This window comes from Neisseria sp. P0007.S010 (assembly GCF_051962875.1).
Taxonomy (GTDB): Bacteria; Pseudomonadota; Gammaproteobacteria; order Burkholderiales; family Neisseriaceae; genus Neisseria; species Neisseria subflava_A.
This window is the reverse complement of record NZ_JBQCUX010000007.1, coordinates 93,135-119,296: the sequence shown is the minus strand read 5'-3', so window position 1 is coordinate 119,296 and position 26,162 is coordinate 93,135. Positions and strand designations below refer to the sequence as shown.

The following is a 26,162-nucleotide window of genomic DNA, read 5'->3' as shown; positions in this document are numbered from 1 at the left end:
CAATGGCCGTCTGAAAAACATTCAAGCAACTGAATTTTCATATATAATCGCGCGTTTATTTGATTTTATCCGGACAACATTATGGCCTTCGCCTCTCTCTTTACGCTTTTGGACGACATTACCGCCGTTTTGGACGATGTAGCGATGATGACCAAAGTCGCCGCAAAAAAAACCGCCGGCGTGGTTGGTGACGATTTGGCGCTCAACGCCAATCAGGTAACCGGCGTATCCGCCGAGCGCGAATTGCCGATTATTTGGGCGGTGGCAAAAGGCTCTCTGGTCAACAAGCTGATTCTGGTGCCGCTTGCGCTGTTGCTTTCCGCTTTCCTGCCTGCACTGATTACGCCCTTGCTGATGATAGGCGGTGTGTATTTGTGTTTTGAAGGCGTGGAAAAACTGTTGCACAAATTTCTGCACCGCAATGAACACGAAGACGGACACGATGCCGAGCCTGAAATCACAGACGAAAAAACAAAAGTGAAAGGCGCGGTCCGCACAGATTTCATCCTCTCCGCCGAAATCATCATTATCGCGCTGGGCGTTGTTGAAAAATATGACCTGATGACGCGTTCTTTGGTTATGGCCGCCATCGGTGTCGGCATGACGGCATTGGTCTATGGTTTGGTCGGCATTATCGTCAAACTTGACGACCTCGGCATGATGTTGATGCGCCAAAAAAGCGCCGCCGTACAAGGCATCGGACGCGGTTTGATTTCATTTATGCCTTGGTTTATGCGCGGCTTGAGTATTGTCGGCACGCTGGCGATGTTCTTGGTCGGCGGCGGACTAATCGCCCACAACCTTGGCTTTTTACACGATTTCCTTCACGCGCAACATTGGGACAGCGGCATGATGGAACATATCGCCAATCTGGTGGTCGGAGTGGCCGCCGGTTCATTGGCTTGCGCAATCGTCCTGCCTGCAATGAAATTGTTTCAAAAAGACTGATTTTGTTTCACTGCCGTCTGAAAACTTTTCAGACGGCCTCAATACCATTTAAAGCATGAATATTTTCCGTAAGCTCGAACAATATTGGCAACATCCGCTGCTGTACTGGCCGCTGATCATCTTGATTGCCGCCGCGACGCCGTTCACTTTCGCCCCCTATTATCATTTCTGGCTGATGCCGCTGTTGTTTGGCGCGCTGATACGCCTGATTGAATTGCGTCCGCGCTTTGCCGTCATGACTGCCTATCTGTTCGGATTAATCGGTTATACGGCGCAGTTTTATTGGATACACACTGCCTTGCATGATGTTTCGGGTTTGCCGGATTCATACGCCATCCCCCTCACCTTCCTGCTACCGGCGTTTCTTGCGCTTTATCCGGCCATCTGTTTTTGGGTGTGGAGAAAATGCAACCTGTCGCGCTGGGCCAAAACCGGCCTCCTGCTGCCGATTTTGTGGACGCTGGCAGAATTTGCCCGCGAACGTTTCCTGACCGGATTCGGCTGGGGCGCCATCGGCTATTCCCAAATCATCAAAGACAGCCCGTTGGCAGGTTTCGCGCCTTTGGGCGGCATTCACATGGTCACGCTGGCAACTGCTTTCCTCAGTGCATGGCTGGTGTTGCTGATTGACAACCACGGCCGTCTGAAACACCGCCTGCTGCCCTTATTCCTTATCGTTGCGCTCTGCTCCGTCGGCTACATTTCCCAACAAACCGAATACACCCGCCCCGACGGCAGCACCAGCACCGTCGCCCTGATTCAAGGCAATATCGAGCAGAATCTGAAATGGAAGGAAGAGCAAATCATCCCAACCATTCAGAAATACTACGAACAAATCAGCAAAACCAGTGCCGACATCGTCATCCTGCCTGAAACCGCCCTGCCGCTGATGCGCCAAGACCTGCCCGAAGGTATCTTGGAACAATTCGCCGAACAGGCGCAAAGCAACGGCAGCGCGTTGGCCATCGGTATCAGCCAATATACGCCCGACGGCAACGGCTACGAAAATGCAGTCATCAATTTGAGCGACTATCACAACAGCACTTCCGATGTCATCCCTTACTACGCCAAGAACCACCTCGTTCCATTTGGCGAATACAAGCCCTTGCCCGCCATTACCGAGCGCCTCTATAAAATGATGGATATGCCTTTGGCCGACTTTCAAAAAGGTGGCGACAACCAAGCGCCTTTGGTGATGAAAGATCAAAAAGTCGCCTTCAATATCTGCTATGAAGACGGTTTCGGCGACGAACTCATCGCAACGGCGAAACGCTCTACCCTGCTCGCCAACATCAGCAATATGGCATGGTACGGCAAATCGAATGCCATGTATCAGCAGCTTCAACAATCCCAAGCGCGTGCAATGGAACTGGGTCGCTACATGGTTCGCGCCACCAATACCGGTGCGACCGCCATTATTTCCCCTAAAGGTACGATTGTTGCCGAAGCCCAACCGGACACAGAAACCGTCCTCGAAGGCCACGTTAAAGGCTATATCGGCGAAACGCCTTATATGAAAGCAGGCGGCTCAACATGGCTTATCAGCATTTTGGCCGTTATCGGCGTATTCCTTATCCTAATTGGCCGGAAGAAACCAGAATAAAAAAATTTAAGACCTTGTTATACAAGGTCTTTTTTATTGATAAAACTATTTACATACAGAAATGTTTGTAATATAATTAGATAAAACCTAGCAAATCACTCAAATTTTCTAAGACAATCAAACCTTGCGATTCAAGCAGTAAAAACTATTGAATCTATCGTTAATTTACAGAAAAAATCCAACCCATAACAAAACAAACCACAGGCAGTGTTATACTGCTTGTCACACAATAAACAAAAAGCCGTTTTCAGACGGCCTAATCAAGGAGAGTATCCTTTTATGAATAAAGCTTTTGCATTACCCGTTATCCACAGCGGCAACGGTAGCCTCGAGCAATACATTCATACTGTCAACAGCATTCCAATGCTGACCGCCGAAGAAGAAACACAACTGGCCGAACGTCAACAAAAAGGCGATCTCAACGCCGCCAAACAGCTTATCCTGTCCCATCTTCGCGTCGTCGTATCCATTGCACGCGGCTACGACGGCTACGGCCTCAACCAAGCCGACCTGATTCAAGAAGGCAATATCGGCCTGATGAAAGCCGTCAAACGCTACGAACCAAGCCGTGGCGCGCGCCTGTTTTCGTTTGCTGTGCATTGGATTAAAGCAGAAATCCACGAATTTATTTTGCGCAACTGGCGTTTGGTCCGCGTTGCCACAACCAAACCGCAACGCAAACTGTTCTTCAACCTGCGCAGCATGCGTAAAAACCTGAATGCTTTGTCTCCCAAAGAAGCGCAAGAAATCGCCGACGATTTGGGCGTCAAATTGTCCGAAGTCTTGGAAATGGAGCAACGCATGACCGGCCACGATATTGGCATCATGGCAGAAAACAACGATGACGAGGACAGCTTCGCCCCTATCGACTGGTTGGCCGACCACGATGCAGAGCCTAGCCTTCAGTTGTCCAAACAAGCCCACTACGCCCTACAAACCGAAGGTCTGCAAAATGCCTTGGCGCAACTGGACGACCGCAGCCGCCGTATTGTTGAAAGCCGCTGGTTGCAAGATGATGGCGGTTTAACCCTGCACGAATTGGCTGCCGAATACGGCGTATCTGCCGAACGCATCCGCCAAATCGAAGCCAAAGCCATGCAAAAATTGCGCGGTTTCTTGGCAGAAGAAGCTGAAGCCGTTTAAGCCTTTCTTGATAAAAGGCCGTCTGAATCTTTTCAGACGGCCTTTTCGATGACAAACCTCATTGTATCTTCTCCCCCAACACATTCATTTTAAAGCCCACTTAAGCTATAATACCCACCACACACACTACCCAGTCATACCATAACCATGCAACTTACCGTCGTCGGACTCAATCACCAAACCGCGCCCTTGAGCATACGCGAAAAACTGGCATTTGCAGCTGCAAATCTGCCGGATGCCGTGTCCAACCTCGCGCGCAGTGAAGCGGCGGAAGAAGCAGTCATTCTTTCTACCTGCAACCGCACCGAGCTTTACTGCGTCGGTGAAACTGAAAAAATCATCGACTGGTTGGCACAATATCACGACCTGCCTGCCGAAGAAATCCGCCCTTACCTCTATACCTTAGATAATAATGAAACCGTCCGCCACGCCTTCCGCGTCGCCTGCGGTTTGGACTCCATGGTCTTGGGCGAACCGCAAATTCTCGGTCAAATCAAAGATGCCGTCCGCGTTGCGCAAGAACAGGAAAGCATCAACACCCACTTAAACGCCCTGTTTCAAAAAACCTTTGCCGTTGCCAAAGAAGTGCGTACCGACACTGCTGTCGGCGAAAACTCCGTCTCCATGGCTTCTGCATCGGTCAAAATGGCAGAGCAAATCTTCCCTTCCATTTCTGATCTGAACGTCCTTTTTATCGGCGCAGGCGAAATGATTGAGCTGGTGGCCACTTATTTTGCCGCTAAAAATCCCAAGCTCATTACCGTTGCCAACCGCACACACCAGCGTGCGCAGGAATTGTGCGACAAACTCGGTGTCAACGCCGAAGCCTGCCTGCTGAATGAATTGCCCGATATTCTTCACGATTACGACGTGGTTGTTTCTTCTACCGCCAGCCAACTTCCCCTCGTCGGCAAAGGCATGGTCGAACGCGCATTGAAAAAACGCCACAACATGCCTGTTTTCCTGCTGGATTTGGCCGTTCCGCGCGATATCGAAGCCGAAGTCGGCGAATTGGAAGACGCATATCTCTATACCGTGGACGACATGATGGATATTGTCCAAAGTGGTAAAGACGCACGCAAAAAGGCAGCGGCGGCGGCTGAAAGCATGGTGGAAGAAAAGGTTAGCGAATTTATCCGCCAACAGAAAAACCGCCAAAGCGTTCCGCTTATCCGCGCCTTACGCGACGAAGGCGAACGCGCGCGCCGCCAAGTATTGGAAAATGCCATGAAGCAACTGGCAAAAGGCGTATCAGCAGAGGATGTCCTCGAACGCCTCTCCATCCAGTTGACCAACAAACTGCTCCACTCTCCGACACGCACGCTCAATAAAGCCGGCTCGGACAACAGCGAATTAATCGATGCCGTGGCGCAAATCTACCATTTGGATCAACACGACTGACCACAATTTAAAGGCCGTCTGAAAGAAGCGAACCGACCGACAGGTCATATTCCAAAGCTTTCAGACGGCCTTAAAACAATAAAATCCCAATTATCATTTTTTCATTTAAAATGAAATGCTTGAAAAAAAACCGTTAAAGTGTAAAAATCCTACCTTATACATTTAAACAGCATTCAAACAATAAAACTGCCTGCCGATTCAAACGCATGCCGACAATACGATAGGCACCGGCAAAAGGAACTTTCGTGAATATTAAAACAAACACATATCTGGCCCTTGCTGTCCTCTCAGCTTCCCTTCTTTCAGGTTGCGACAAAGTCAGCACCTTTTTCGGCAAAGACGAAAACAAAGAACTCGTCCAACGCATAGAAACCAATACCGATGACGGAAAAGTCGGCATGTTGTTGCCCGACTTTGCCCAACTGGTGCAAAACGAAGGACAGGCCGTCGTTAATATTCAAGCGACACCGGCGAAACGCACTGCGACACCGGATGACGACCATAGCATGGACCTGAGCCAATTCCCCGACAACGATCCGTTTTACGAATTCTTCAAGCGCCTTGTTCCCAATATGCCCGACATGCCGCAAGAAGATACCGAAAGCGACGCTTTGAATTTCGGTTCCGGCTTTATTATCAGCAAAGACGGTTATATCCTGACCAATACCCACGTGGTTGCCGGCATGGGCAATATTAAAGTCCTGCTCAACGACAAACGCGAATACACGGCCAAACTGGTCGGCTCAGACGCTCAATCCGACGTTGCCCTCTTAAAAATTGAGCCGCAAGAAGATTTGCCGGTTGTCAAAATCGGTAATCCGAAAGATTTGAAACCAGGCGAATGGGTAGCAGCCATCGGCGCGCCTTTCGGCTTTGACAACAGCGTAACCTCCGGCATCGTCTCCGCCAAAGGCCGTAGCCTGCCGAATGAAAACTATACGCCGTTCATCCAAACCGACGTTGCCATCAACCCGGGCAACTCAGGCGGCCCGCTATTCAACCTCCGCGGCCAAGTAGTCGGCATCAACTCGCAAATTTACAGCCGCAGCGGCGGTTTCATGGGCATTTCGTTTGCCATTCCGATTGATGTTGCTATGAATGTGGCCGATCAATTGAAAGCCAACGGCAAAGTCCAACGCGGTCAATTAGGCGTAGTTATTCAAGAAGTTTCTTATGATTTGGCCAAATCTTTCGGTTTGGACAAAGCAAGCGGCGCACTGATTGCCAAAATCATGCCGAACAGCGCGGCACAACAAGCCGGTTTGCAGGTTGGCGACATCGTACGCAAAGTGAACGGCGAAGAAGTCCGCGCCTCCAGCGATTTGCCGGTCATGGTCGGCTCGATGATGCCGGGTAAAGAAGTGACTTTGAGCATCTGGCGCGGCGGCAAACAAACCGATGTCAAAGTCAAACTTGGCAGCGCAGCCGAACAAACGGAAACTTCTGCAAAAGAGGCTGAACACCCGCAACACGATGGCGGCCATGACGGATTTACCGTTGAAAATACAGGCGTTACCCTGCAGGTTGAAAACGCAGACGGTAAACAACGCTTAATCGTTCTGCGCGTTAGCGGTGCGGCCGAACGTGCCGGCCTCAAACGCGGCGACGAAATCATTGCCGTCAGCCAAATCAGCGTCAATGACGAATCCACTTTCCGTAGCGCATTGGAAAGCTCAGGCAAAAACGTACCGCTTTTGGTACAACGCGAAGGCAATACTTTGTTCCTCGCGCTAAATCTGCAGTAGTCCGATTTTTCAGACGGCATGATGATGTGTTAGATGATAAAATACCCATCTGTCAGAGGCAGTGGGTATTTTGTTATCCGTCTTCCAACTTAGGCCGTCTGAAAATATTTTACCGCTTATATACAATATAATTATGCAACTTATTAATTATTCGAATTCTATTTTATCTATCGTCCCGGCAGCCATTGCGCTTGCCTTGGCTATTGCCACACGCCGTGTATTACTGTCCCTAGGTGTCGGCATTATCGTCGGCTCATTTCTGCTGGTAGGCGGTAATCCACTTGATGCTTTGGTTCACTTGAAAGACATGGCTGTCAGCCTCACTTGGGCGGATGGCGATTGGTCTTTGGGCAAACCCAAAATCCTGCTCTTCTTAATACTTTTGGGGATTTTCACTTCCCTTCTGACACATTCCGGCAGCAACCAAGCATTTGCCGATTGGGCAAAACAGCATATCAAGGGCCGCCGTGGTGCGAAGCTGCTGACTGCCTGTCTGGTATTCGTTACCTTTATTGACGACTATTTCCACAGCCTTGCCGTCGGTGCGATTGCCCGCCCTGTAACCGACAAATTCAAAGTTTCCCGCGCCAAACTGGCTTATATCCTTGACTCCACTGCCGCGCCGATGTGCGTTTTGATGCCGGTATCCAGCTGGGGCGCATCGATTATTGCTACTTTGGCAGGCCTTTTGGTGACTTATAACATCACAGACTACACACCAATGGGCGCATTCGTGGCCATGAGCCTGATGAATTACTACGCCGTCTTCGCGTTGATTATGGTGTTTGTCGTGGCTTGGTTCTCCTTCGACATCGGCTCTATGGCCCGTTTGGAACGCGCCGCTTTGAATGAAATTCATGATGAAACCGTTGAAACAGGCCATCCCAACGGCCGCGTATTCGCGCTGATTGTTCCGGTTTTGGTACTGATTGTCGCCACGGTTTCCGCCATGATTTACACTGGCGCACAAGCTTCTGAGACCTTCTCTTTGCTCAGCGCGTTTGAAAATACCGATGTGAACACTTCCCTCGTGTTCGGCGGCACTTGTGGCGTATTGGCCGTCATCCTCTGCACCATCGGCACCATTAAAACCAGCGACTACCCTAAAGCCATTTGGCAGGGCATCATCTCTATGCGCGGCGCCATTACCATCTTGATTTTGGCATGGATCATCAGCACCGTTGTCAGCGAGATGCACACTGGTGAATACCTCTCCACTTTGGTGGCAGGCAATATCCACGCAGGCTTCCTACCCGTGATTTTGTTTATGCTCGCAGGCGTGATGGCCTTCGCTACCGGCACAAGCTGGGGCACATTCGGCATCATGTTGCCGATTGCCGCCGCCATGGCCGTCAAAGTCGAACCTTCGCTGATTATCCCTTGCATGTCTGCCGTAATGGCCGGCGCCGTATTTGGCGACCACTGCTCGCCAATTTCCGATACCACCATCCTCTCTTCTACCGGCGCACACTGTAACCACATCGACCACGTTACTTCGCAATTCCCTTACGCGCTGACCGTAGCCGCGTCTGCTGCCACAGGCTACCTCGCACTGGGCATGACCGGCTCTGCACCTTTAGGTTTTGTGGTAACCGGCATCGTGATGGTTATGTTGATTTTCATCTTAAAAGACAAGAAAAAAGCAACTGCCTAATTCAAAACCAATATATTCAGACGGCCTGAGATATTCCTACACTCTCAGGCCGTCTGAACATAACGATTATCCAATATATACATTATTCAGGACAAAACAATGAATACGCCTCATCTTCCACGCGGCCCAGTCATGGCCGACGTCGCTGCCTATCATCTGACCGAAGAAGAAAAACAACGCCTGCTCGACCCTGCCGTCGGTGGCGTTATTTTGTTCCGCCGCAACTTTGAAAACGTTTCCCAGCTCAAAGCTTTGGTTCAAGAAATCAAAGCCGTCCGTACACCTGAACTCATCATCGCCGTCGACCACGAAGGCGGACGGGTTCAACGTTTTATTGACGGCTTCACCCGCCTGCCGGCCATGAACGTATTGGGTGAAATTTGGGACAACGAAGGCCAAGAAGCCGCCTGCGCCCAAGCAGAACAAGTCGGCTGGGTTTTAGCAACCGAACTCTCCGCCTGCGGTATCGACCTATCCTTCACGCCCGTATTGGATTTAGACTGGGGTCAATGCGCCGTCATCGGTAACCGCAGCTTCCACCGCGATGCTAACATCGTTACCCAGCTTGCCCTTGCCCTGCAAAAAGGCCTGAACAAAGGCGGCATGAAATCTTGCGGCAAACACTTCCCCGGCCACGGCTTTGTCGAAGGCGACAGCCATCACGTCCTGCCTTGCGACGAACGCAGCCGCGAAGAGCTCGAAGCCGCCGACCTTATCCCATTCTGCGCACTGAGCCAGGCAGGCATGGCCGCAGTCATGCCTGCCCACGTCGTGTACCCGCAAATCGACAGCCAACCTGCCGGCTTCTCCGAAAAATGGCTGAAACAAATCCTGCGCCAAGAAATCGGATTTAACGGCGTTATCTTTTCAGACGACCTGACCATGGAAGGCGCATGCGGTGTCGGCGGTATTAAAGAACGCGCCCGCCTTTCTTTTGAAGCAGGCTGCGATATTGTACTGGTGTGCAACCGCCCTGACTTGGTAGAAGAATTGCGAGACGGTTTCCACGCACCAACAAACGCCGACTTAGCAGCACGTTGGCAATACATGGCCAACACATTGGCCGTACAAGAAGCTGCCGACATCATGGCAACTGAAGCATTCCAAGCCGCCCAACAAGCAACTGCCAAACTGGCAACGCCCAAAGACATTGCAGGCGGTGTCAAAGTCGGCGAAGCATTCTGATTCAAGGCCGTCTGAAACATTGACGGCAAATAAAAAAGGAAGACTTGAAAAAGTCTTCCTTTTTTGTCTTCCTAATTAATGAAGTTTTACGTTATAGCGACGTTCCAAACGTAAGAATACCCATCCTAATACACTCGTCAATACAAGATAAATCAATGCAACCGTATAAAGCGGCTCTTGGAATATCGAATACTGACCTGTGATTGCTTTTTGAACAGACATAAGTTCAGGAACTGCAATAACAGACAGCAAAGAACTATCTTTCAAAAGCGTGATAAATTCACCTGCAAGTGGTGGCAACATACGGCGCAAAGCTTGCGGCAAAATCACATAACGCATCGCCTGAGTATAGGTCAGACCCAAAGAACGCGCAGCTTCCATTTGACCCTTATCAATCGACTGGATACCGGCACGGAAAATCTCACAAACATATGCACCTGAGTTGGCAATCAAAGCCATTACACCTGCGATCAATGGGCCATAAGAGCGACGAAAATTAATTGCAGATTCTCCGCTGATTAATGCACCATCGGTAGGATGTACAAAAAATGGGAAAATAACAAAAGCCCAAATAATAACTTGAGCAAGCAATGGCGTACCGCGGAACAATGCAACATACACAAAAGAAATCTTACGCAAAACCCAAGCCAATGCACGTATCGGCGCACCGGCTTTTTCCGGATTAACCAAACGAGCCAATGCCAGCAGCAAACCTAAAATCGAACCGCCAATCGTTGCAACCACTGTAATTCCCAGCGTCGCTAATACGCCGTAAAAAAACATCCAGCGGTATTCATAAATAATGTCAAAACGAAAATCCATAAACCTTCCGTCGGTCAAAATCGGTAACTAATCCGAATATTTTTTAAAAATGAAGCTTGATATTTTACAAGAAAATACATTGCTTGAACGGTTTTTTGTTAAATTATTCCGCCCAACCCTGCTTTTTTTACATTTCCAACGTATTGCAGCCACTTTTTACCTTTCATCATAGTAAAAATTAGCATATTTTGACAAAAATCGCAAAAAACTTAAGCTAAATGGCTGAAAACAAAGTGCGGTTAATTTCTAAGAAGTTTTTAAACTCACTAAAAATTAACCGAACTTGATACTTCCGATAGACTCAATATTTAACACTACAAATATTTTTTCATCAATTCATAAATTGGTTTCAATTGAGGCTCATTCTCTGTAGGTTTATAACTATCAAGAATGGTTTCATCCTCATTTACTAAGTAATGCACATTTGCCCCTTTTTGAAGCATAAGTTCTAAAACATCCAATCTCTCTGGGATATATCCAATCATAGATAAAGGGATTAAACCATTCTGGTTTGGTAAATTAGGATTTGCTCCTGCTTTGAGCAAAGCTATCGCCGCCTCAGCATTTTTACTTCGTAATGCATAATGCAAAGGAGTCATTCCATATATATCCTGAGCATTAACATCGACGCCATTATCAATATAGAATTGTATTAATTCTACTTTAGGTTCCGAATAGCAAAGTATCCTATGTAGATAATTCCATTTATCTAAGCTAGTAATTTTTTTTATATCTGATAATTTGTTTTCTAAAAATATTTTTCTTAATAGTTGAAGATCATTATTAAAATTACTCTCTACAATTTTTTCTTCCAAATCCAAGTCATTAAATTTAGAAAGATTCATCTTATTTTCCTCCATTCATAAAATTTCTCATATCTTGTTTTATATCTAAGATATCACCTTTACCAGGCATCTCATTTCTATGACTCCGATTTTCAGACATATTTTCTAACCTAAATTTATTAGGTCTTGCATTTACATAATCATTAAATTGTTTTTGACTCCAATTTAATTCTTTAGCTGCAAAAGATAATCGTCTATGCTCCCAGCCATAAGCATGTCATATATAGATTGGTCCTTTGATTATCGCACGAGTAATCTTATCTCGGTAATCACCATTAGGTAGAACCTCGTATTGTTCAAAGATTTTCTTCATGGTATCAGAACGAAGATAGGAGCGATTATAAAATTGATCTACAGGTTTATCTGTCGATAAATAACGTCCTGTTTGCTCATCAATTCGTTGAGATAGTCTATTAAAATGAGGATCTGTTCCTGCGTTATGATTCACTGTTTCAAAACGATTTAAGTCTTTTTTGATCACAGTAATTTCTTTTCCATCCTGATTTTTAAACTTATAAGCATGATAACCTTCAATTTCGCCTATTCGTTGAACACCATCCGGCAAAGCATGCCAGCAATCATTATGCACCCATACTCCATCCGAATCACTATTAGCTCCTTTAATGAAGTAAGTATGGTCATTTTCAACCGTTAAGTTATATGCATTCAACTTCTTAGCCTTAATGCTAACATCTTTTACCGTCTGCCATTAGTTATTCTCTGATAGGACATTTTCCGTATAAAAAACAAAGCGCAAACCCGAGACAAAATTGACCGAAACACAAAAACAGCGGATAATCCGCCCATTCTTCAAACATCTTTCAGACGGCCTTCCCTCTTCCCTTGAAGGCCGTCTGAAAACATTTTAAAAAGCATAAAACATGAAAGCACCCGAACTCTTATTACCGGCAGGTGGCCTCGAACGTATGCGCGCCGCCTATGATTACGGCGCAGATGCCGTTTACGCCGGCAGCCCGCGTTACTCCCTGCGCGCCCGCAACAACGAATTTGCCAAACTCGACGTTCTCGAGCAAGGCATTAAAGAAGCGCACGAGCGCAACAAAAAATTCTTCCTGACCGTCAATACGCTGCCGCATAACTCCAAACTCAAAACCTTCGTTTCCGATATGGAGCCCTTGATTGCCATGAAACCTGACGCGCTGATTATGGCGGATCCGGGTTTGATCATGACCGTGCGCGAAAAATGGCCGGATATGCCAATCCACCTGTCCGTTCAGGCAAACACCACCAACTACTGGGGCGTGAAATTCTGGCAGAACATCGGCGTCGAACGCATCATCCTGTCACGCGAATTGAGCATGGAAGAAATCGCCGAAATCCGCCAAGAATGCCCCGACATCGAACTCGAAGTCTTCATCCACGGCGCATTGTGCATCGCTTATTCAGGTCGTTGCCTATTGTCAGGCTATTTCAACCACCGCGACCCAAATCAAGGCACCTGCACCAACTCCTGCCGCTGGGACTACAAAGTCCACAACGCCACTGAAAGTGATGCGGGCGACGCCCAGCTTCTGCAAGGCTTCAACTTTGAAAAAGCCCAAGAAGAAGCCAACCAAAACTTCGAAGGCATCAACGGTCAGAAACGCCACCCCTACGCCGACAAAGTCTTCCTGATTGAGGAGTCCAACCGCCCAGGCGAAATGATGCCGATTATGGAAGACGAACACGGCACCTACATCATGAACTCCAAAGACCTTCGCGGTATTGAAGTGGTTGAAAAACTCGCCAAAATCGGCGTGGACAGCCTCAAAGTCGAAGGCCGCACTAAGTCACTTTATTATGTTGCACGCGTGGCCCAGTCCTACCGCAAAGCGATTGATGATGCCGTTGCAGGCCGTCCGTTTGATTACAGCCTGTTGAGCGAACTCGAAGGCCTTGCCAACCGTGGCTACACCAGCGGCTTCCTCGAGCGTCATCAAACTCAGGATTACCAAAACTACCTGACCGGTCATTCTATTGCCAAACAAAGCCAATATGTCGGCCACGTTACCGAAATCGATGAAAACGGCTGGGCGACCATCGAAGTCAAAAACCGCTTTGCCATCGGCGATTCACTCGAAATCATCCACCCGAGCGGCAACCAAACCATCAAATTGGAACAAATGACCCGTAAAGACCAGCCCGTCGATGTTGCCCCAGGCAACGGTATTCAGGTCAAAATCCCCAATATGCAGGGCAAAGAAAAAGCTTTGGTTGCGCGGATTATGAATCCTTAAGCATCTACAAAACAAAGGCCGTCTGAAAGTTTCAGACGGCCTTTTTAAATGATCTATGCTGTTTTAAGCCTGTTCTTGCAATACGGCGGCAATCAATTCTTCCGCACCATCATCCGCCAGTTTTTTGGCGACTGCACGACCCAAGGCATCGGCGTATTCGGCTGGGGCTTGCGCGTCCGCCTGCAAAATAACCGAACCGTCAGGATGGCCGACCAAGCCGCGCAAGGTCAGCAAACCATTTTCTTCAGTGCAATATGCGGCCAGCGGCACTTGGCAACTTCCACCCAAAGCGCGCGCCAACGCACGTTCGGCCGTAACGCAGGCGTGTGTGGTATCGTGGTTTAGCGGCTTCAAGACTTCGTACAAATCTTCGCGATGCGCTGCAATTTCGATACCCAATGCGCCTTGTCCGGCCGCAGGCAGGCTGTCGGATTCCGACAAAATCATGCGGATGCGTTCGTCCAATTCCAGACGCTGCAAACCGGCGGCAGCCAAAATAATCGCGTCGTATTCGCCGTTATCGAGTTTGGACAAACGGGTTTGCACATTGCCGCGCAAAGGTTTGATAACCAAATGCGGATAGCGCGCGCGCAACTGGGCTTCGCGGCGCAGGCTGGATGTGCCTACGACGGCGCCTTTGGGCATTTCTTCCAAACGCGCGTATTGGTTGGACACAAACGCGTCAAACGGATTGGCGCGTTCGCCGATTGCTGCAAGCGCGAAACCTTCAGGCAAATCCATCGGTACGTCTTTAATCGAATGCACGGCCAAGTCGGCCCTGCCATCATACAAAGCCTGCTCCAACTCTTTGACAAACAAGCCTTTACCGCCAACCTTTGACAAAGTTCTGTCCAAAATCTGGTCGCCGCGCGTGGTCATGCCCAAAATCTCGACTTCGCAATCGGGATACAGGGCTTTCAGACGGCCTTGGATATGTTTTGCCTGCCACATGGCAAGCAGGCTTTCGCGACTGGCGATAACGAGTTTTTTCGGGTTCATAATGGTTGCCTGAAAGATGGAAAACGGCATGAAGTCTATCATATTTTGGGCGGTTTTTCAGACGGCATGGGGGTGAATATGTTATATTTACGCCTAAAAACCAAATTTTCCGGACAACATGAAACGCGCCAAACAATATCCTTTTTTATCCTTACAGCGGCAACGTTTTCATCTGAACTTTGAAAACGCTTCTTCCGCCGCCAACCTTCCTTCAGAGAATGACTTCTACCGCTGGGCGTGGTCTGCCTTGAAAAACGAATACCGCCGCGCTGACATCAGCCTGATTCTTCTGGACGAAGAAGAAGCCCGCGCTTACAACCGCGACTACCGTGGCAAAGATTACGCCACCAATGTATTGAGTTTCGCGCTCAACGAAGGCGAAATCCTGCCCGACCAGTTTTCAGACGGCCTGTATGGCGATTTGGTGATTTGCCCGCAAGTGGTTTTGAAAGAAGCCGCCGAACAAGGCAAAACACCTGAGCAGCATTTTGCCCACCTGACCATACACGGTACTTTACACCTGATGGGCTACGACCACATCGAAGACGATGAAGCCGAAATAATGGAAGCCGAAGAAATCCGCCTGATGCTGACGGCAGGCTTCCCCAACCCCTACCAAGAGGACGAATATTAAAATGGACGGTACGCAGTCGAAACCCAAGTTTTTCGAACGCCTAATCTCCCGACTTGCCGGCGAGCCCGACTCCGCCGAAGACGTATTAACCCTGCTGCGCCAAGCGCACGAGCAGGAAGTTTTTGATGCCGACACACTGACCCGGCTGGAAAAAGTATTGGACTTTGCCGAACTGGAAGTGCGTGATGCCATGATTACGCGCAGCCGCATGAACGTATTGAAAGAGAACGACAGCATCGAGCGCATCACGGCCTACATCATCGAAACCGCCCATTCGCGTTTCCCCGTCATCGGTGAAGACAAAGACGAGGTTTTAGGTATTTTGCACGCCAAAGACCTGCTCAAATATATGTTCAACCCCGAGCAGTTTCACCTGAAATCCGTCTTACGCCCTGCCGTTTTCGTTCCCGAAGGCAAATCTTTGACCGCCCTTTTAAAAGAGTTCCGCGAGCAACGCAACCACATGGCGATTGTTATCGACGAATACGGCGGCACATCCGGCCTGGTAACCTTTGAAGACATCATCGAGCAAATCGTCGGCGACATCGAAGACGAGTTTGACGAAGACGACAGCGCCGACAATATCCACGCCGTTTCTTCCGAACGCTGGCGCATCCACGCGGCTACCGAAATCGAAGACATCAACACCTTCTTCGGTACGGAATACAGCAGCGAAGAAGCCGATACCATCGGCGGCCTGGTCATTCAAGAATTGGGGCACCTGCCCGTACGCGGCGAAAAAGTCATCATCGGCAGCCTGCAATTTACCGTCGCGCGCGCCGACAACCGCCGTCTGCACACCCTGATGGCCACACGAATTAAAGAAAACACGGATAAACCATGATTATTCTGGATCACGTCTCCAAACACTATCAAACACGCGACAACAAAGACTTTGTCGCCGTCGAGCCGACCAGCCTCGAAATCAAACAGGGAGAAATCTTCGGCCTGATGGGCTATTCCGGCGCAGGCAAATCCACCCTGCTGCGCCTGATTAATTTATTGGAACGTCCGGATACAGGTACCGTCAGCGTATGCGGCCAAGAACTGACCGCGCTCAACGCCACGCAACTGCGCCACGCCCGACAAAACATCGGCATGGTATTCCAACAGTTCAACCTATTGAGCAACCGTACCGTTGCCGAAAACGTCGCCTTTCCTTTAGAAATTGCCAAATGGCCGTCTAAAAAAATCCAAGCACGTGTTGAAGAATGTTTGGAAATCGTTGATTTGCAAGACCGTGCCAATCATTACCCGTCCCAACTTTCTGGCGGTCAAAAACAACGTGTAGGCATTGCCCGTGCGCTGGCGCCGCAACCTCAAGTCATCCTCGCCGACGAACCCACTTCCGCCCTCGACCCCGCCACTACGCGCAGCGTTTTGAAGTGTTTGGAAGACATCAACCGACGTTTCAACGTAACCATCGTCATCGTTACCCACGAAATGAGCGTTATCCGCCGCCTGTGCGACCGTGCCGCCCTCTTGGACAAAGGCCGTCTGCTGGAAATCATTGAAGTACACGGCAACCAAATCCATGCCCAATCCGAAATCGGGCAAGAGCTGATTCGAGAGGACTAATATGGCAGATTTAACATTTGAAAGTGCTGTTGAGACCATCGTCAGCATGAAGGGCGAAATTATCCAAGCCTTGGGCGAAACCTTTATTATGGTCGGCCTATCGACTACTTTCGCCGTTATCTTCGGTACGATTTTGGGCGTATTGCTGTTTGTGACGTCAAGCCATCAGTTGCACTACAACAAACAGCTGAATTTATTTTTGGACAACCTGGTCAACCTGATGCGCGCGTTTCCTTTCGTCATCCTGATGATTGCCATGATTCCTGTTACACGCGCCATCATCGGCACGACCATCGGCCCGGTTGCCGCTTCATTGGTATTGAGCGTATCCGGCTTGTTCTACTTCGCTCGTTTGGTCGAGCAAAACCTGCGCGAAGTACCCAGAGGCGTGATTGAAGCGGCCTCCGCAATGGGCGCTTCCCCCATGAGCATCATCTGCAAAGTGCTTTTGAATGAAGCACGCGCAGGTATGGTTTCCAGCATTACCGTACTGGCTATCGGCCTTCTGTCGTACAGCGCGGCGGCAGGTATGATTGGCGGCGGCGGCTTGGGCGACCTTGCCATCCGTTACGGCTACTACCGCTATCAAATGGAAGTCATCATCTTCATCGTCGCCATCCTGGTTTTACTCGTTATCCTGATTCAAGGTATCGGCAACAGATTGGCACGCAAACTGGATAAACGTTAAACAAACCAGGCCGTCTGAAATAGATTACTATTTTTCAGACGGCCTGTTATCTATTTAGAACATATTAGGATATATATTCCAAATAAATTTACAAAAAACATCCTCATATTTCCAAAATAGATTTACAATCCCTCTTTTTTGACGGCGGCGGCTTGAGGCCGTCTGAAACCGTTTTATCATCCATTAGGAGCAAAATATGCAAATCAACACATTCTTCAAAACCCTTTCAGCCGCTGCGCTGGCCATCGTACTGGCTGCCTGCGGCGGTCAAAAAGACAGCGCGCCTGCTGCTTCTGCCGCTTCTTCTGCTGACAACGGCGCAGAGAAAAAAGAAATCGTCTTCGGTACAACCGTCGGCGACTTCGGCGATATGGTAAAAGACCAAATCCAACCGGCTTTGGAGAAAAAAGGCTATAAAGTCAAACTGATCGAGTTCACCGACTATGTACGCCCCAACCTTGCTTTGGCTGAGGGCGAATTGGACATCAATATCTTCCAACACAAACCTTATTTGGATGACTTCAAAAAAGAACACAAACTGGACATCGTTGAAGCCTTCCAAGTACCTACCGCACCTTTGGGTCTGTACCCTGGCAAACTGAAATCTTTGGACGAAGTGAAAGACGGCGTCAGCGTTTCTGCACCTAACGACCCATCTAACTTTGCCCGTGCATTGGTTATGTTGAACGAATTGGGCTGGATTAAACTGAAAGCCGACGTTGATCCGCTGACTGCTTCTAAAAACGATATTGCCGAAAATCCAAAAAACATCCAAATCGTAGAACTTGAAGCCGCCCAACTGCCACGCAGCCGTGCCGACGTTGACTTTGCCGTCGTTAACGGCAACTACGCCATGAGCAGCGGCATGAAACTGACTGAAGCCCTGTTCCAAGAGCCAAGCTTTGCCTACGTTAACTGGTCTGCCGTCCGCACTGCCGATAAAGACAGCCAATGGCTGAAAGATGTAACTGAAGCCTACAACTCTGACGAGTTCAAAGCTTACTCACAAAAACGCTTTGCCGGTTACAAATATCCTGCTGCATGGGGTGAAAACGCAGCTGCAGGCGCTCAAGCCGAAGCTGCTTCTACTGCTTCTGCAACCAAATAAGTAACTTTTTGAAAAAAGGCCGTCTGAACATTCAGACGGCCTTTTTCTATTGATTATCTATTCCCAAAGCTCAAAACAAGTTTTTTGATTAACGCCAAATACTTACATAATTCCCTTTTTAAAACCAAATCAATATGTTGTAAAAAAGTTCAATAAAAAGTCATATTTTTATTCAATAAAATCAATTACTAAATGAATTATTCTAATTTTTTATAATATTCACTAGTAATGTTCCGTTTATCCTGATATTATACCGTTCATCTAAAGACATCCGGTTATCTGCATTACAGACCGTTCATCTGAATTGCTTCAAACCACTTTGTCGGATTTTCCCATGTATGTTGTGTTTCTCCGTATCGAAGGGGTTTGAGCGGTTGAAACCGTATTGCTTAGATATTAAAGCTTCATGCTTTGAAATGAGTGAATTTTTGTTTTAAGTGTCGTAATCTCTTGCTAATTACTCCCAGCTGCAAGAGTTTCAGGGTTGCCCCCTTTGGCAGCCCTTCTTTTTTTATCCTCCATTATTTCAGTAATCGAACCTTCCCTGCCCTATGCACATAGTCAAAATCACAGGCAAGGCTGCCCTTCTCCTCAACTTCCAATCTTCTTCAATTCATTATTCGGCATCACCAGCCAAACCTGTGCCTTTTTAACTTGAGCCGCAGTACGGATGGCTGCTTCATCCATAATGGAGAATGCGGTAGAAAAGGCATCGGCAACCGCCGCACTCTCCGCCATGACGCTCATGCTTTTATAACGCGGTTGGCTTCCGCCTGTACGCGGGTCAAACAGATGGGTAAATTTGCCTGCCTCGTCCATTACAGTGCCATAGCCGCCCGATGTGGCAAACGCTTGATTTTTCATGGCAATGGTGGTCAGGATTTGGTCTTCTTGGTCAGGATTGCGGATGCTGACATTCCACTCACGCTGGTTGGCATTATCAAAGCCGTAAATCTCCCCCATATCAATCAATGCCTGAGAAACGCCTTGCTGCTTCAACAATTCGGCTACTTTGTCGGTGATATAGCCTTGGGCAATGCCGTTAAGCGACAAGCCCATGCCTTTTTGGGCAAAACGGATTTCTTTGGTATCAAAATCGACTTTGTTGAAATCCACTAATTTGAGCGTGTCTTTGATACTGCGCTCAGATGGCGGTGTTTCGGTTTTCGGATTTCGTCTGAAATGGTCGGCATACAGATTCCACAAAGGCTGAATGCTAGGATCAAATGCACCTTGCGTCAGCTGATGGATATCTCGGCTGATACTGAGCAGCTGTAAAAAATCGGATGGCGGATTCTTCAGACGGCCTTCTCGGTTTAAACGGCTGATCAAGCTGTCGTCCCGATACAGGCTGAAGATTTTTTCCAACCGTGAAACTTCTGCCAATACTTTGTTGATCAGTATCTCCGCCTGCCTGCGCCCAACGCCGAACAACCGCAATTCTGCGCCCGAACCCAATGCAATGCCTCTCCAAATAACTGGCTGCTCTTCTTGATTCAGACTGGTCGGATGAGTCGGTTGATTGGTTTTGCGGCTGATGGCAAAAGGAATGCCGACACCTGCGGCAAGTGTGGCGGCGATGGCAAGGAAACGGCGGCGCGTTAAAAGGGTGGACATAAAGTATTCCTTAGATTTTTTATCTTTATATTGAAAGCCGCATTCATTAAATCAGCAATCGGCAGCTTCCAACACAAAGGCCGTCTGAAACTGTTTCAGACGGCCTTTATTGGTTGTTTTATTTGAAAATGTATTCGTCGGGCATCTCTGCAAAACCGACTACTCTGCCGCCTTTTTCTTTGGCGAATTTTTCAGCCTGAGCTTTGTCGGCAAACGGAAGCGCGTCTTCCGCACCCATGCCGCCGATAAAGCTGCTGTCGATAACGTAATAGGCTTTTTTCGCATCTATCCATTCGGCGTCGGCATTGGGTTTTTCCCAATCTTTGACTTTGCCCATATCGGTAACATAGATAGCATGAATGCCTTTGGGCTCTTCAGGCAGTTTAGTGTAGCCGAACATCTGCTTGATGGTGGAAAACCAAACCGGTTTGTCAGGTTTGCCGTTCAAGAAGATTTGCGCTTTAGGGCCGTTGTGTTCGGTCAAGTTCATGCTGCAGTAATGACCGACTGCGCTGTCGCTGATTCGTTGGGGCGTAGGCGGAGGAGTATTTTCCTCTTTGCTACAAGCAGATAAAGCAAGGATGGTGAATGCTGTAAATAATATTTTTCTCATATTTGTCTCTTTCCGAAAATCCAGGCGGCTAAGACCAAAGGAATGATAACCCATAATACCTGCGCCGTCAGCAAAACCGGCATAGTCAGGCTGATTTGATCGCTCAAACCGACCATACCTGCGTACATCGCGGTGTTTTCATAACCGGTCAGGTTGAGCAGACGGTAAATGTCGGAAGGATTGAACAAGAGAATGGTTTCTACGACAGGCGCGGTAATGACTTGTTCGGTATCGGCAACCAAAACACCCAAAAGCGCCATATCGAAAATCACCACAAAAAACAGCCATACGCCGATGGCGATACCGGCGGCAGTACCGCGTTCTTTAACTTTCGCGCTGATCAAATAACCCATAGACAAAAAGGCTGCACCAAGAATCACGCTGGCAACAATCAGGAGGGCAAAAGGTTTCCATGCGGCAAGGTCAAAGCCGCCGTTGGCAAGCTGGAGGGTAATGCCGGCCAATCCATAGCCTGCCGTGGTGGCAAGGGCAAGGATGATGAGATGGCCGATAAATTTGCCGGCAAGGATTTGGTTGCGCGAAATCGGATAGCTCAACAACAACGCCATCGTGCCGCGTTCGATTTCGCCAATCAGCGCATCATAAGAGAGCAACATCGCAATCAGCGGAATCAGGAAAATCGACAGGCTGGAGAGGCTGACAACGGTAACGGTCAACGGATCGACTTTGACTGTGCCGGTGGGCGAGCTGCCCAGGAAACCCAATGACAGGGCAAGCGCGGCAAGCAGAAGCGCGGCGGCGAGTACCCAACGGTTGCGCAGGCTGTCGCGGACTTCTTTACCGGTAATAATCCAAACGGGGTTCATACGTCTTCCCTTTTTAAGAATTGTGCGTACATATCATCAAGTGTCGGGGTATGGATATCGATATAGGCAAGGTTGCCCAAATCACCCAATTCACTCAAAAGCCCCATACGCTCTTCGGCTTTACATTGCGCTTTATACGACAGGCCGTCTGAAAGCGGCTGCCAACGCTCGCTCAACGGACGCGCTTCTTTCAAACGAACATTGACGGTCAACGGCAAACCACTTTGAACATGCAACTCATCCATGCTGCCATCGGCAACTTTCACACCGTTTTTCATGACGATAATGCGGTCGGCGTGGCCATCGAGTTCGGCAAGCGCGTGCGTGCTGAGCAATACGGTCGCACCGCGTCCATTCAGCTCGCGCACGACTTCGTAAAACATTTGGCGTGAAGCCGGGTCAAGGCCTGTGGTCGGTTCGTCAAACAATAAGACTTTAGGCTCGCCCAACAAGGCTTGTGCCAAAGCGAGACGCTGGCGCATACCTTTGGAGTAAGTGCCGACACGGCGGCGTGCCGCTTGAGAAATGCCGACGCGTTCCAACAACTCACGGTTTTTACTCAAGGGCTGTTTTTTCAGCTTGGCATAGAAATCCATAGTTTCAATGCCGGTCAATGAAGGATGAAGCGCGACGGTTTCAGGCAGGTAGCCGATTTGGCTGCGAAGCAGTGCGCCTGCCTTGCTGCCGGTACGCTCGCCCAGCAACATAACTTCGCCTTCGGTCGGTGTAATCAGGCCGAGTATCAGCTTCATGATGGTGGATTTGCCTGCACCGTTATGCCCTGCCATGCCGACGCTTTCGCCTGCTTTGAGGACTAAATCGACTTGGTTGACGGCTTTTTGACTGCCGAATTGTTTGGTCACGTTTCTTAATTCGACGTGGTTGGTCATGAATAATTCCTTTGTGCTGTTTCAGACGGCCTCATTCAAAAGGCCGTCTGAAAACATGTTTAATTCAAAGATCCGTTTTCGGCATCACTCCAATCGGATTGGCGCGTACTGGCTTCGTGCAACAGCTCATCCTTCATGGCTTCGTATTTGGTGCTTGTTTTGTTGCTGATCGGTTTCATCAATGGCTTACTGTCGATGACGCCGCCCGGTAAAATAGCGGGGAACTGAGATTGCGCCCATTTGACAATGCTGACGGCAGGACTGTTCATCAGCAGACGGGACACGGGGGCGCGCCAAATGATTTGGTCGATGATGCCGTTCGGTCGATAGGCGTTGTCGCCAAAACCATCGCCATCAAGATCGAATGTGCTGTTGTCGCTCCAATAATTGCCTCGGCCGCCCTCTCCCCAATCAAGGAAACGGGTGCTGACGTATTTAACTTGGCTTTCGTTGTTGATAAACGAATTATTGGACAGGCTTGTGCCTTCAATAGCCGCGGTAAAGTGGATGCCGATTTGACAGTTTTCAAAATGGTTGTCAAAAATTTTATTGAAGTTGGCGTTATAGGCGAATACGCATTTACCGGCTTTGTTGATAATGTTGTCGTTAATATCGGAATAGTTGACGTAATTGAGCATAATACCTTGGTCACGGCTGCCTACGGCGATATTGCCATACACCTTGAGACGCTCTGAGAACATCAACACATAGCCCATATTGTTGCCGACAGAGATGTTGTTGCTGACCTCGCTGTCGTTGGTGTACATATAATGCACTGCAAAACGCAAATCGCTGAAACGATTGCCTTTGTAGGTATTTTTGGTACTAGTGTTGGAGAAAATACCGTCACGGCCTTTGGAAATATCGTTGTCGATTACTTGCGCACCCGGCGCATTCCAAACCGTTACGCCATTACCGCGCTCATTCACGCGCAATGTGGCTTCCCCGACAATCTTATTTTCGCGCACCATCGATTCTGCCGCGCCATGAATGTACACGCCAACAGAGTTGTCCAAGACATTATTGTGTTCAACCAATGCACGCGGAGCCGTTTCCTCAAGATAAATGCCCGCATCCATGGCCGGCAGGCTCAAGCCTGAATTGGAAACTGTCAGATTGCGCAGAGTTACGTCAGGCGCATGAACGGCAATGGTACGCCCGCTCCTGTCGCCGACAATCTTGGCGGAGCGGTCGGCCGGACCTTCAATGGTAATGGGTTTGTCGATATAGAGTTTGGTCTTGTATGTACCGGAGGCAAGCTTGAGCGTATCGCCGGCTTGGGCGCGCGCTAAAGCATCATTGAGATTGTCTTGTGCGGATACGTTGATGACTGCGGCAAAGGCCGTCTGAACCATACTGCCCAATAGCAATACGAATGCGGCACGTTGCCATTTGGAACGATGGGATGGTGTATGCGTCATAATCATATCTCAATTTCAGACGGCCTGTTTTCTACATGATAAACCTATGCAGAAACAGGTATTTTGATGTTATAGCAAAGCTGTCTGATGATGGCTTATATCTCATTGCCAACTAGCTGACAAACAGCTTTGCTATAAAGGCCGTCTGAAAGAATGTCTTTTCAGACGGCCTAAAGGATTAAATCATCAAACCAAAATTATTTTGGTTTAACAATCATTTGGCCTGACATTTCCATGTGCAATGCGTGGCAGAACCATTGGCAGTAGTACCAGTGTACGCCTGGACGAACTGCTTTGAAGGTTACAGAAGATGTTGCTTGCGGGCCAATCTCCATAGCGATACCGTAGCCTTCCAAAGTGAAGCCGTGAGTCAAGTCCTCAATGGTCTCAACGTTGGTTACGTATACGGTCACTTCGTCGCCTTGGTTCACTTCAAATTGAGGGATACTGAATGCAGGCGCAACGGCAGTCATGTACACGCGTACTTTGTTGCCTTCGCGTACGACTTTAGCGGCTTTTTCCAGCTCAACGCCATCTTTTTGCGCTTGTTCCAAAGCATCTTTCCAGAACCATGGGTCTTTGCGGTCCCAAGTTTTGCTTGGATTCACTTTGGAAGCAGAAACCAGACAGAAGTCATGTGGCTCTGCAAAAGTCGGGTTGTCATGAACCAGACGCATTTCATCGCCGGAGATGTCGATCAATTGGTCACACTCAGGTTTCAGAGGACCTGCGTTCAGGAAGCGGTCTTTGGAGAATTTGTTCAAAGACACCAACCATTTACCGTCGGCTTCTTTGGTTTCGCCCATGGTAGTGTGGTTGTGGCCAGGTTGATAATGAACGTCAAGTTTTTGTTTGATCGGATCGATTTTCTCGCCTTTGTAGGCTTTAATCGCATCGTCGATGTTCCATTTCACCATTTGGCTGTCGATAAACAATGTAGTATAGGCATTGCCGCGACCGTCAAATGCAGTGTGTAATGGGCCAAGACCCAGTTGAGGCTCGGCTACGACAACATCGCGCTCTTTGATTTTGCCTGCAAACAAATCGTCCAGTTTGCTGACATCCAATACGGTAACGGTTGGAGACAGTTTACCGTTGAGCATGATGTATTTGCCGTCAGGGCTTGCGTTACAGCCGTGAGGAGAGTTAGGCACAGGGATGTAACGGGTGTATGGAGAGTTGGCTTCTGCACGGCCGTCCAACATTTTCACGCCGTTAACTTCTTTGAAGTCGCCTTTTTTGATGCCTTCTTCGATAGCGGCTAGGTTAAATACCACACACCAGTCTTGCTCGTTGGAAGAAGCACCTTGTACAGTCAGAGCGCGTTCAGAGTTATAGCAGGTAGAGAAAGAGTATTTACCTTGGTAGTCGGCATCGCCGTTGTCCAAGTTACCGTCTACCAAAACTTGCCATGCGATTTCCATGGTTTCGCCGTCAATTGCGGTATAAACGGCATTCCAAGTTTTCGCATCATCCCATTTACCTACGCCGTCAACTGGAACAATGTGTTCGCCGTTGGCAAAAACGTAACCGGTTTTCGGATAACGTTGCGGACGTAGACCGTGGATACCTGAAGCATTAGGAATATCGATGATTTTATCGGTTTTCATTACATCCAAGCGGACGCGGCAAACACGGGTGTTTGCTTTATCGTTGGCGTAAGCATAACGGCCATCGTAAGTTTGGTCGGTGAAAGACAAGTGCGGGTGGTGCAAGTCGCCGTTAGGGTAGCAACGAAGACCGCTATCTTGCAGGAATTTACGGGTTTCCGGCGTAATATTTCCGTTCAAAACGCTCAGGCTCTCGTTGGTACGACCCCAACCGGTAGCGCTGTCCATATTGAATACTGGGATACGCATCAGTTCGCGCATAGATGGCAAACCGATCAAGCGCATTTCGCCTGATTGACCGCCTGACAGGAAACCGTAGTATTGGTCAAGTTCACCTGGACCCACTTCGGAAGTCATTTTGCCCGGCTCGGCAGAATGAGCAGCTGCTTTTTCAGCAGGAGCTGCGCCAGAAGCAGCAGCTTTATCACCCTCACCGTTAGAGCAACCGGCCAAGCCCAACAAACCGGCACCGGCAATACCTGCACCGGAAGCAGCGGCAGTACCTAAGAATGAACGACGGCTTAAGCCGTTTTGTTCTAATTTTTCGTCTGACATACGACACTCCTTGGATAAAATCCGGCGGCCGATTTTTTT

The 26,162-nt window shown here is 48.7% G+C and carries 22 protein-coding genes and 2 pseudogenes; 13 read left to right on the top strand and 11 right to left on the bottom strand.

Going from position 1 to position 26,162, the window contains the following annotated elements; genetic code table 11:
* The first annotated feature begins 81 nt into the window (after window positions 1–81).
* The 7 genes from ACTHR7_RS06885 to nagZ all read left to right on the top strand — a co-directional run bounded on the left by ACTHR7_RS06885 (window position 82) and on the right by nagZ (window position 9,679).
* Complete coding sequence (locus ACTHR7_RS06885) at window positions 82–948, top strand: DUF808 domain-containing protein (RefSeq protein WP_107868292.1); 867 nt, start codon at window positions 82–84, stop codon at window positions 946–948.
* 55 nt (window positions 949–1,003) lie between these two features.
* Complete coding sequence (lnt, locus tag ACTHR7_RS06880; RefSeq protein ID WP_107868291.1) at window positions 1,004–2,551, top strand: apolipoprotein N-acyltransferase; 1,548 nt, start codon at window positions 1,004–1,006, stop codon at window positions 2,549–2,551.
* A gap of 279 nt (window positions 2,552–2,830) precedes the next feature.
* A complete protein-coding gene (rpoH, locus tag ACTHR7_RS06875; RefSeq protein WP_293205173.1) occupies window positions 2,831–3,694 on the top strand; it encodes an RNA polymerase sigma factor RpoH in 864 nt (287 codons plus the stop codon).
* Window positions 3,695–3,841: 147 nt separating this feature from the next.
* Window positions 3,842–5,095 (top strand): glutamyl-tRNA reductase, encoded by a 1,254-nt coding sequence (gene hemA, locus ACTHR7_RS06870; RefSeq protein WP_003748579.1) that lies wholly within the window; start codon window positions 3,842–3,844, stop codon window positions 5,093–5,095.
* Between the two features lie 245 nt (window positions 5,096–5,340).
* Window positions 5,341–6,840: a DegQ family serine endoprotease gene (locus tag ACTHR7_RS06865; protein WP_440370562.1), complete on the top strand. Its 1,500-nt coding sequence runs from the start codon at window positions 5,341–5,343 to the stop codon at window positions 6,838–6,840.
* A 133-nt stretch (window positions 6,841–6,973) separates the two neighbouring features.
* The gene (locus ACTHR7_RS06860; protein ID WP_440370561.1) at window positions 6,974–8,494 is read left to right on the top strand and encodes a Na+/H+ antiporter NhaC family protein; all 1,521 of its coding nucleotides are present in this window, start codon (window positions 6,974–6,976) and stop codon (window positions 8,492–8,494) included.
* Between the two features lie 99 nt (window positions 8,495–8,593).
* Window positions 8,594–9,679 (top strand): beta-N-acetylhexosaminidase, encoded by a 1,086-nt coding sequence (gene nagZ, locus ACTHR7_RS06855; protein WP_440365034.1) that lies wholly within the window; start codon window positions 8,594–8,596, stop codon window positions 9,677–9,679.
* 75 nt (window positions 9,680–9,754) lie between these two features.
* Here the strand turns inward: nagZ and ACTHR7_RS06850 are convergent, their stop codons facing one another.
* From ACTHR7_RS06850 to ACTHR7_RS06835, 4 genes and pseudogenes are all read right to left on the bottom strand, one after another.
* Complete coding sequence (locus tag ACTHR7_RS06850; protein ID WP_070459299.1) at window positions 9,755–10,501, bottom strand: amino acid ABC transporter permease; 747 nt, start codon at window positions 10,499–10,501, stop codon at window positions 9,755–9,757.
* 314 nt (window positions 10,502–10,815) lie between these two features.
* Window positions 10,816–11,346, bottom strand: a complete 531-nt coding sequence (locus tag ACTHR7_RS06845; RefSeq protein WP_314512679.1) for an ankyrin repeat domain-containing protein — start codon at window positions 11,344–11,346, stop codon at window positions 10,816–10,818.
* Between the two features lies 1 nt (window position 11,347).
* Window positions 11,348–11,551, bottom strand: a pseudogene (locus ACTHR7_RS06840) (GH-E family nuclease); the annotation flags it as partial.
* A 12-nt stretch (window positions 11,552–11,563) separates the two neighbouring features.
* Window positions 11,564–12,040 (bottom strand): annotated as a pseudogene (locus ACTHR7_RS06835) (polymorphic toxin-type HINT domain-containing protein); the annotation flags it as partial.
* A gap of 187 nt (window positions 12,041–12,227) precedes the next feature.
* Between ACTHR7_RS06835 and trhP the strand changes: the two are divergent.
* Entirely contained in the window at window positions 12,228–13,583 is a 1,356-nt protein-coding gene (trhP, locus tag ACTHR7_RS06830) for a prephenate-dependent tRNA uridine(34) hydroxylase TrhP (protein ID WP_314512681.1), read from the top strand.
* 63 nt (window positions 13,584–13,646) lie between these two features.
* On the opposite strand, the gene hemC is transcribed toward trhP, so the two are convergent.
* Window positions 13,647–14,582, bottom strand: coding sequence for a hydroxymethylbilane synthase (hemC, locus tag ACTHR7_RS06825; protein WP_107810756.1), 936 nt, complete (start codon window positions 14,580–14,582; stop codon window positions 13,647–13,649).
* Window positions 14,583–14,700: 118 nt separating this feature from the next.
* On the opposite strand from hemC, the gene ybeY reads away from it, so the two are divergent.
* From ybeY to ACTHR7_RS06800, 5 genes are all read left to right on the top strand, one after another.
* Entirely contained in the window at window positions 14,701–15,216 is a 516-nt protein-coding gene (ybeY, locus tag ACTHR7_RS06820; protein WP_440370560.1) for an rRNA maturation RNase YbeY, read from the top strand.
* Between the two features lies 1 nt (window position 15,217).
* Window positions 15,218–16,060, top strand: a complete 843-nt coding sequence (locus tag ACTHR7_RS06815) for an HlyC/CorC family transporter (RefSeq protein ID WP_107792358.1) — start codon at window positions 15,218–15,220, stop codon at window positions 16,058–16,060.
* A complete protein-coding gene (locus tag ACTHR7_RS06810) occupies window positions 16,057–16,794 on the top strand; it encodes a methionine ABC transporter ATP-binding protein (protein ID WP_107792357.1) in 738 nt (245 codons plus the stop codon). The genes ACTHR7_RS06815 and ACTHR7_RS06810 overlap by 4 nt, the downstream gene beginning before the upstream one ends.
* Before the next feature lies 1 nt (window position 16,795).
* Entirely contained in the window at window positions 16,796–17,482 is a 687-nt protein-coding gene (locus ACTHR7_RS06805) for a methionine ABC transporter permease (RefSeq protein WP_070587440.1), read from the top strand.
* 196 nt (window positions 17,483–17,678) lie between these two features.
* Complete coding sequence (locus ACTHR7_RS06800; protein WP_003684378.1) at window positions 17,679–18,590, top strand: MetQ/NlpA family ABC transporter substrate-binding protein; 912 nt, start codon at window positions 17,679–17,681, stop codon at window positions 18,588–18,590.
* 591 nt (window positions 18,591–19,181) lie between these two features.
* On the opposite strand, the gene ACTHR7_RS06795 is transcribed toward ACTHR7_RS06800, so the two are convergent.
* The 6 genes from ACTHR7_RS06795 to nosZ all read right to left on the bottom strand — a co-directional run bounded on the left by ACTHR7_RS06795 (window position 19,182) and on the right by nosZ (window position 26,123).
* Window positions 19,182–20,207 (bottom strand): FAD:protein FMN transferase, encoded by a 1,026-nt coding sequence (locus ACTHR7_RS06795; protein ID WP_440370559.1) that lies wholly within the window; start codon window positions 20,205–20,207, stop codon window positions 19,182–19,184.
* Between the two features lie 118 nt (window positions 20,208–20,325).
* Entirely contained in the window at window positions 20,326–20,820 is a 495-nt protein-coding gene (locus ACTHR7_RS06790) for a nitrous oxide reductase accessory protein NosL (protein ID WP_293205200.1), read from the bottom strand.
* On the bottom strand, window positions 20,817–21,647 hold the full coding sequence (locus ACTHR7_RS06785) for an ABC transporter permease (RefSeq protein ID WP_293205203.1): 831 nt from the start codon (window positions 21,645–21,647) through the stop codon (window positions 20,817–20,819). Before ACTHR7_RS06785 ends, ACTHR7_RS06790 begins: the two co-directional genes overlap by 4 nt.
* A complete protein-coding gene (locus ACTHR7_RS06780; protein WP_003684436.1) occupies window positions 21,644–22,537 on the bottom strand; it encodes an ABC transporter ATP-binding protein in 894 nt (297 codons plus the stop codon). Before ACTHR7_RS06780 ends, ACTHR7_RS06785 begins: the two co-directional genes overlap by 4 nt.
* A 59-nt stretch (window positions 22,538–22,596) precedes the next feature.
* Window positions 22,597–23,958: a nitrous oxide reductase family maturation protein NosD gene (locus ACTHR7_RS06775; protein ID WP_432757690.1), complete on the bottom strand. Its 1,362-nt coding sequence runs from the start codon at window positions 23,956–23,958 to the stop codon at window positions 22,597–22,599.
* 197 nt (window positions 23,959–24,155) lie between these two features.
* The gene (nosZ, locus tag ACTHR7_RS06770; RefSeq protein WP_070583437.1) at window positions 24,156–26,123 is read right to left on the bottom strand and encodes a TAT-dependent nitrous-oxide reductase; all 1,968 of its coding nucleotides are present in this window, start codon (window positions 26,121–26,123) and stop codon (window positions 24,156–24,158) included.
* Window positions 26,124–26,162: the final 39 nt, after the last annotated feature.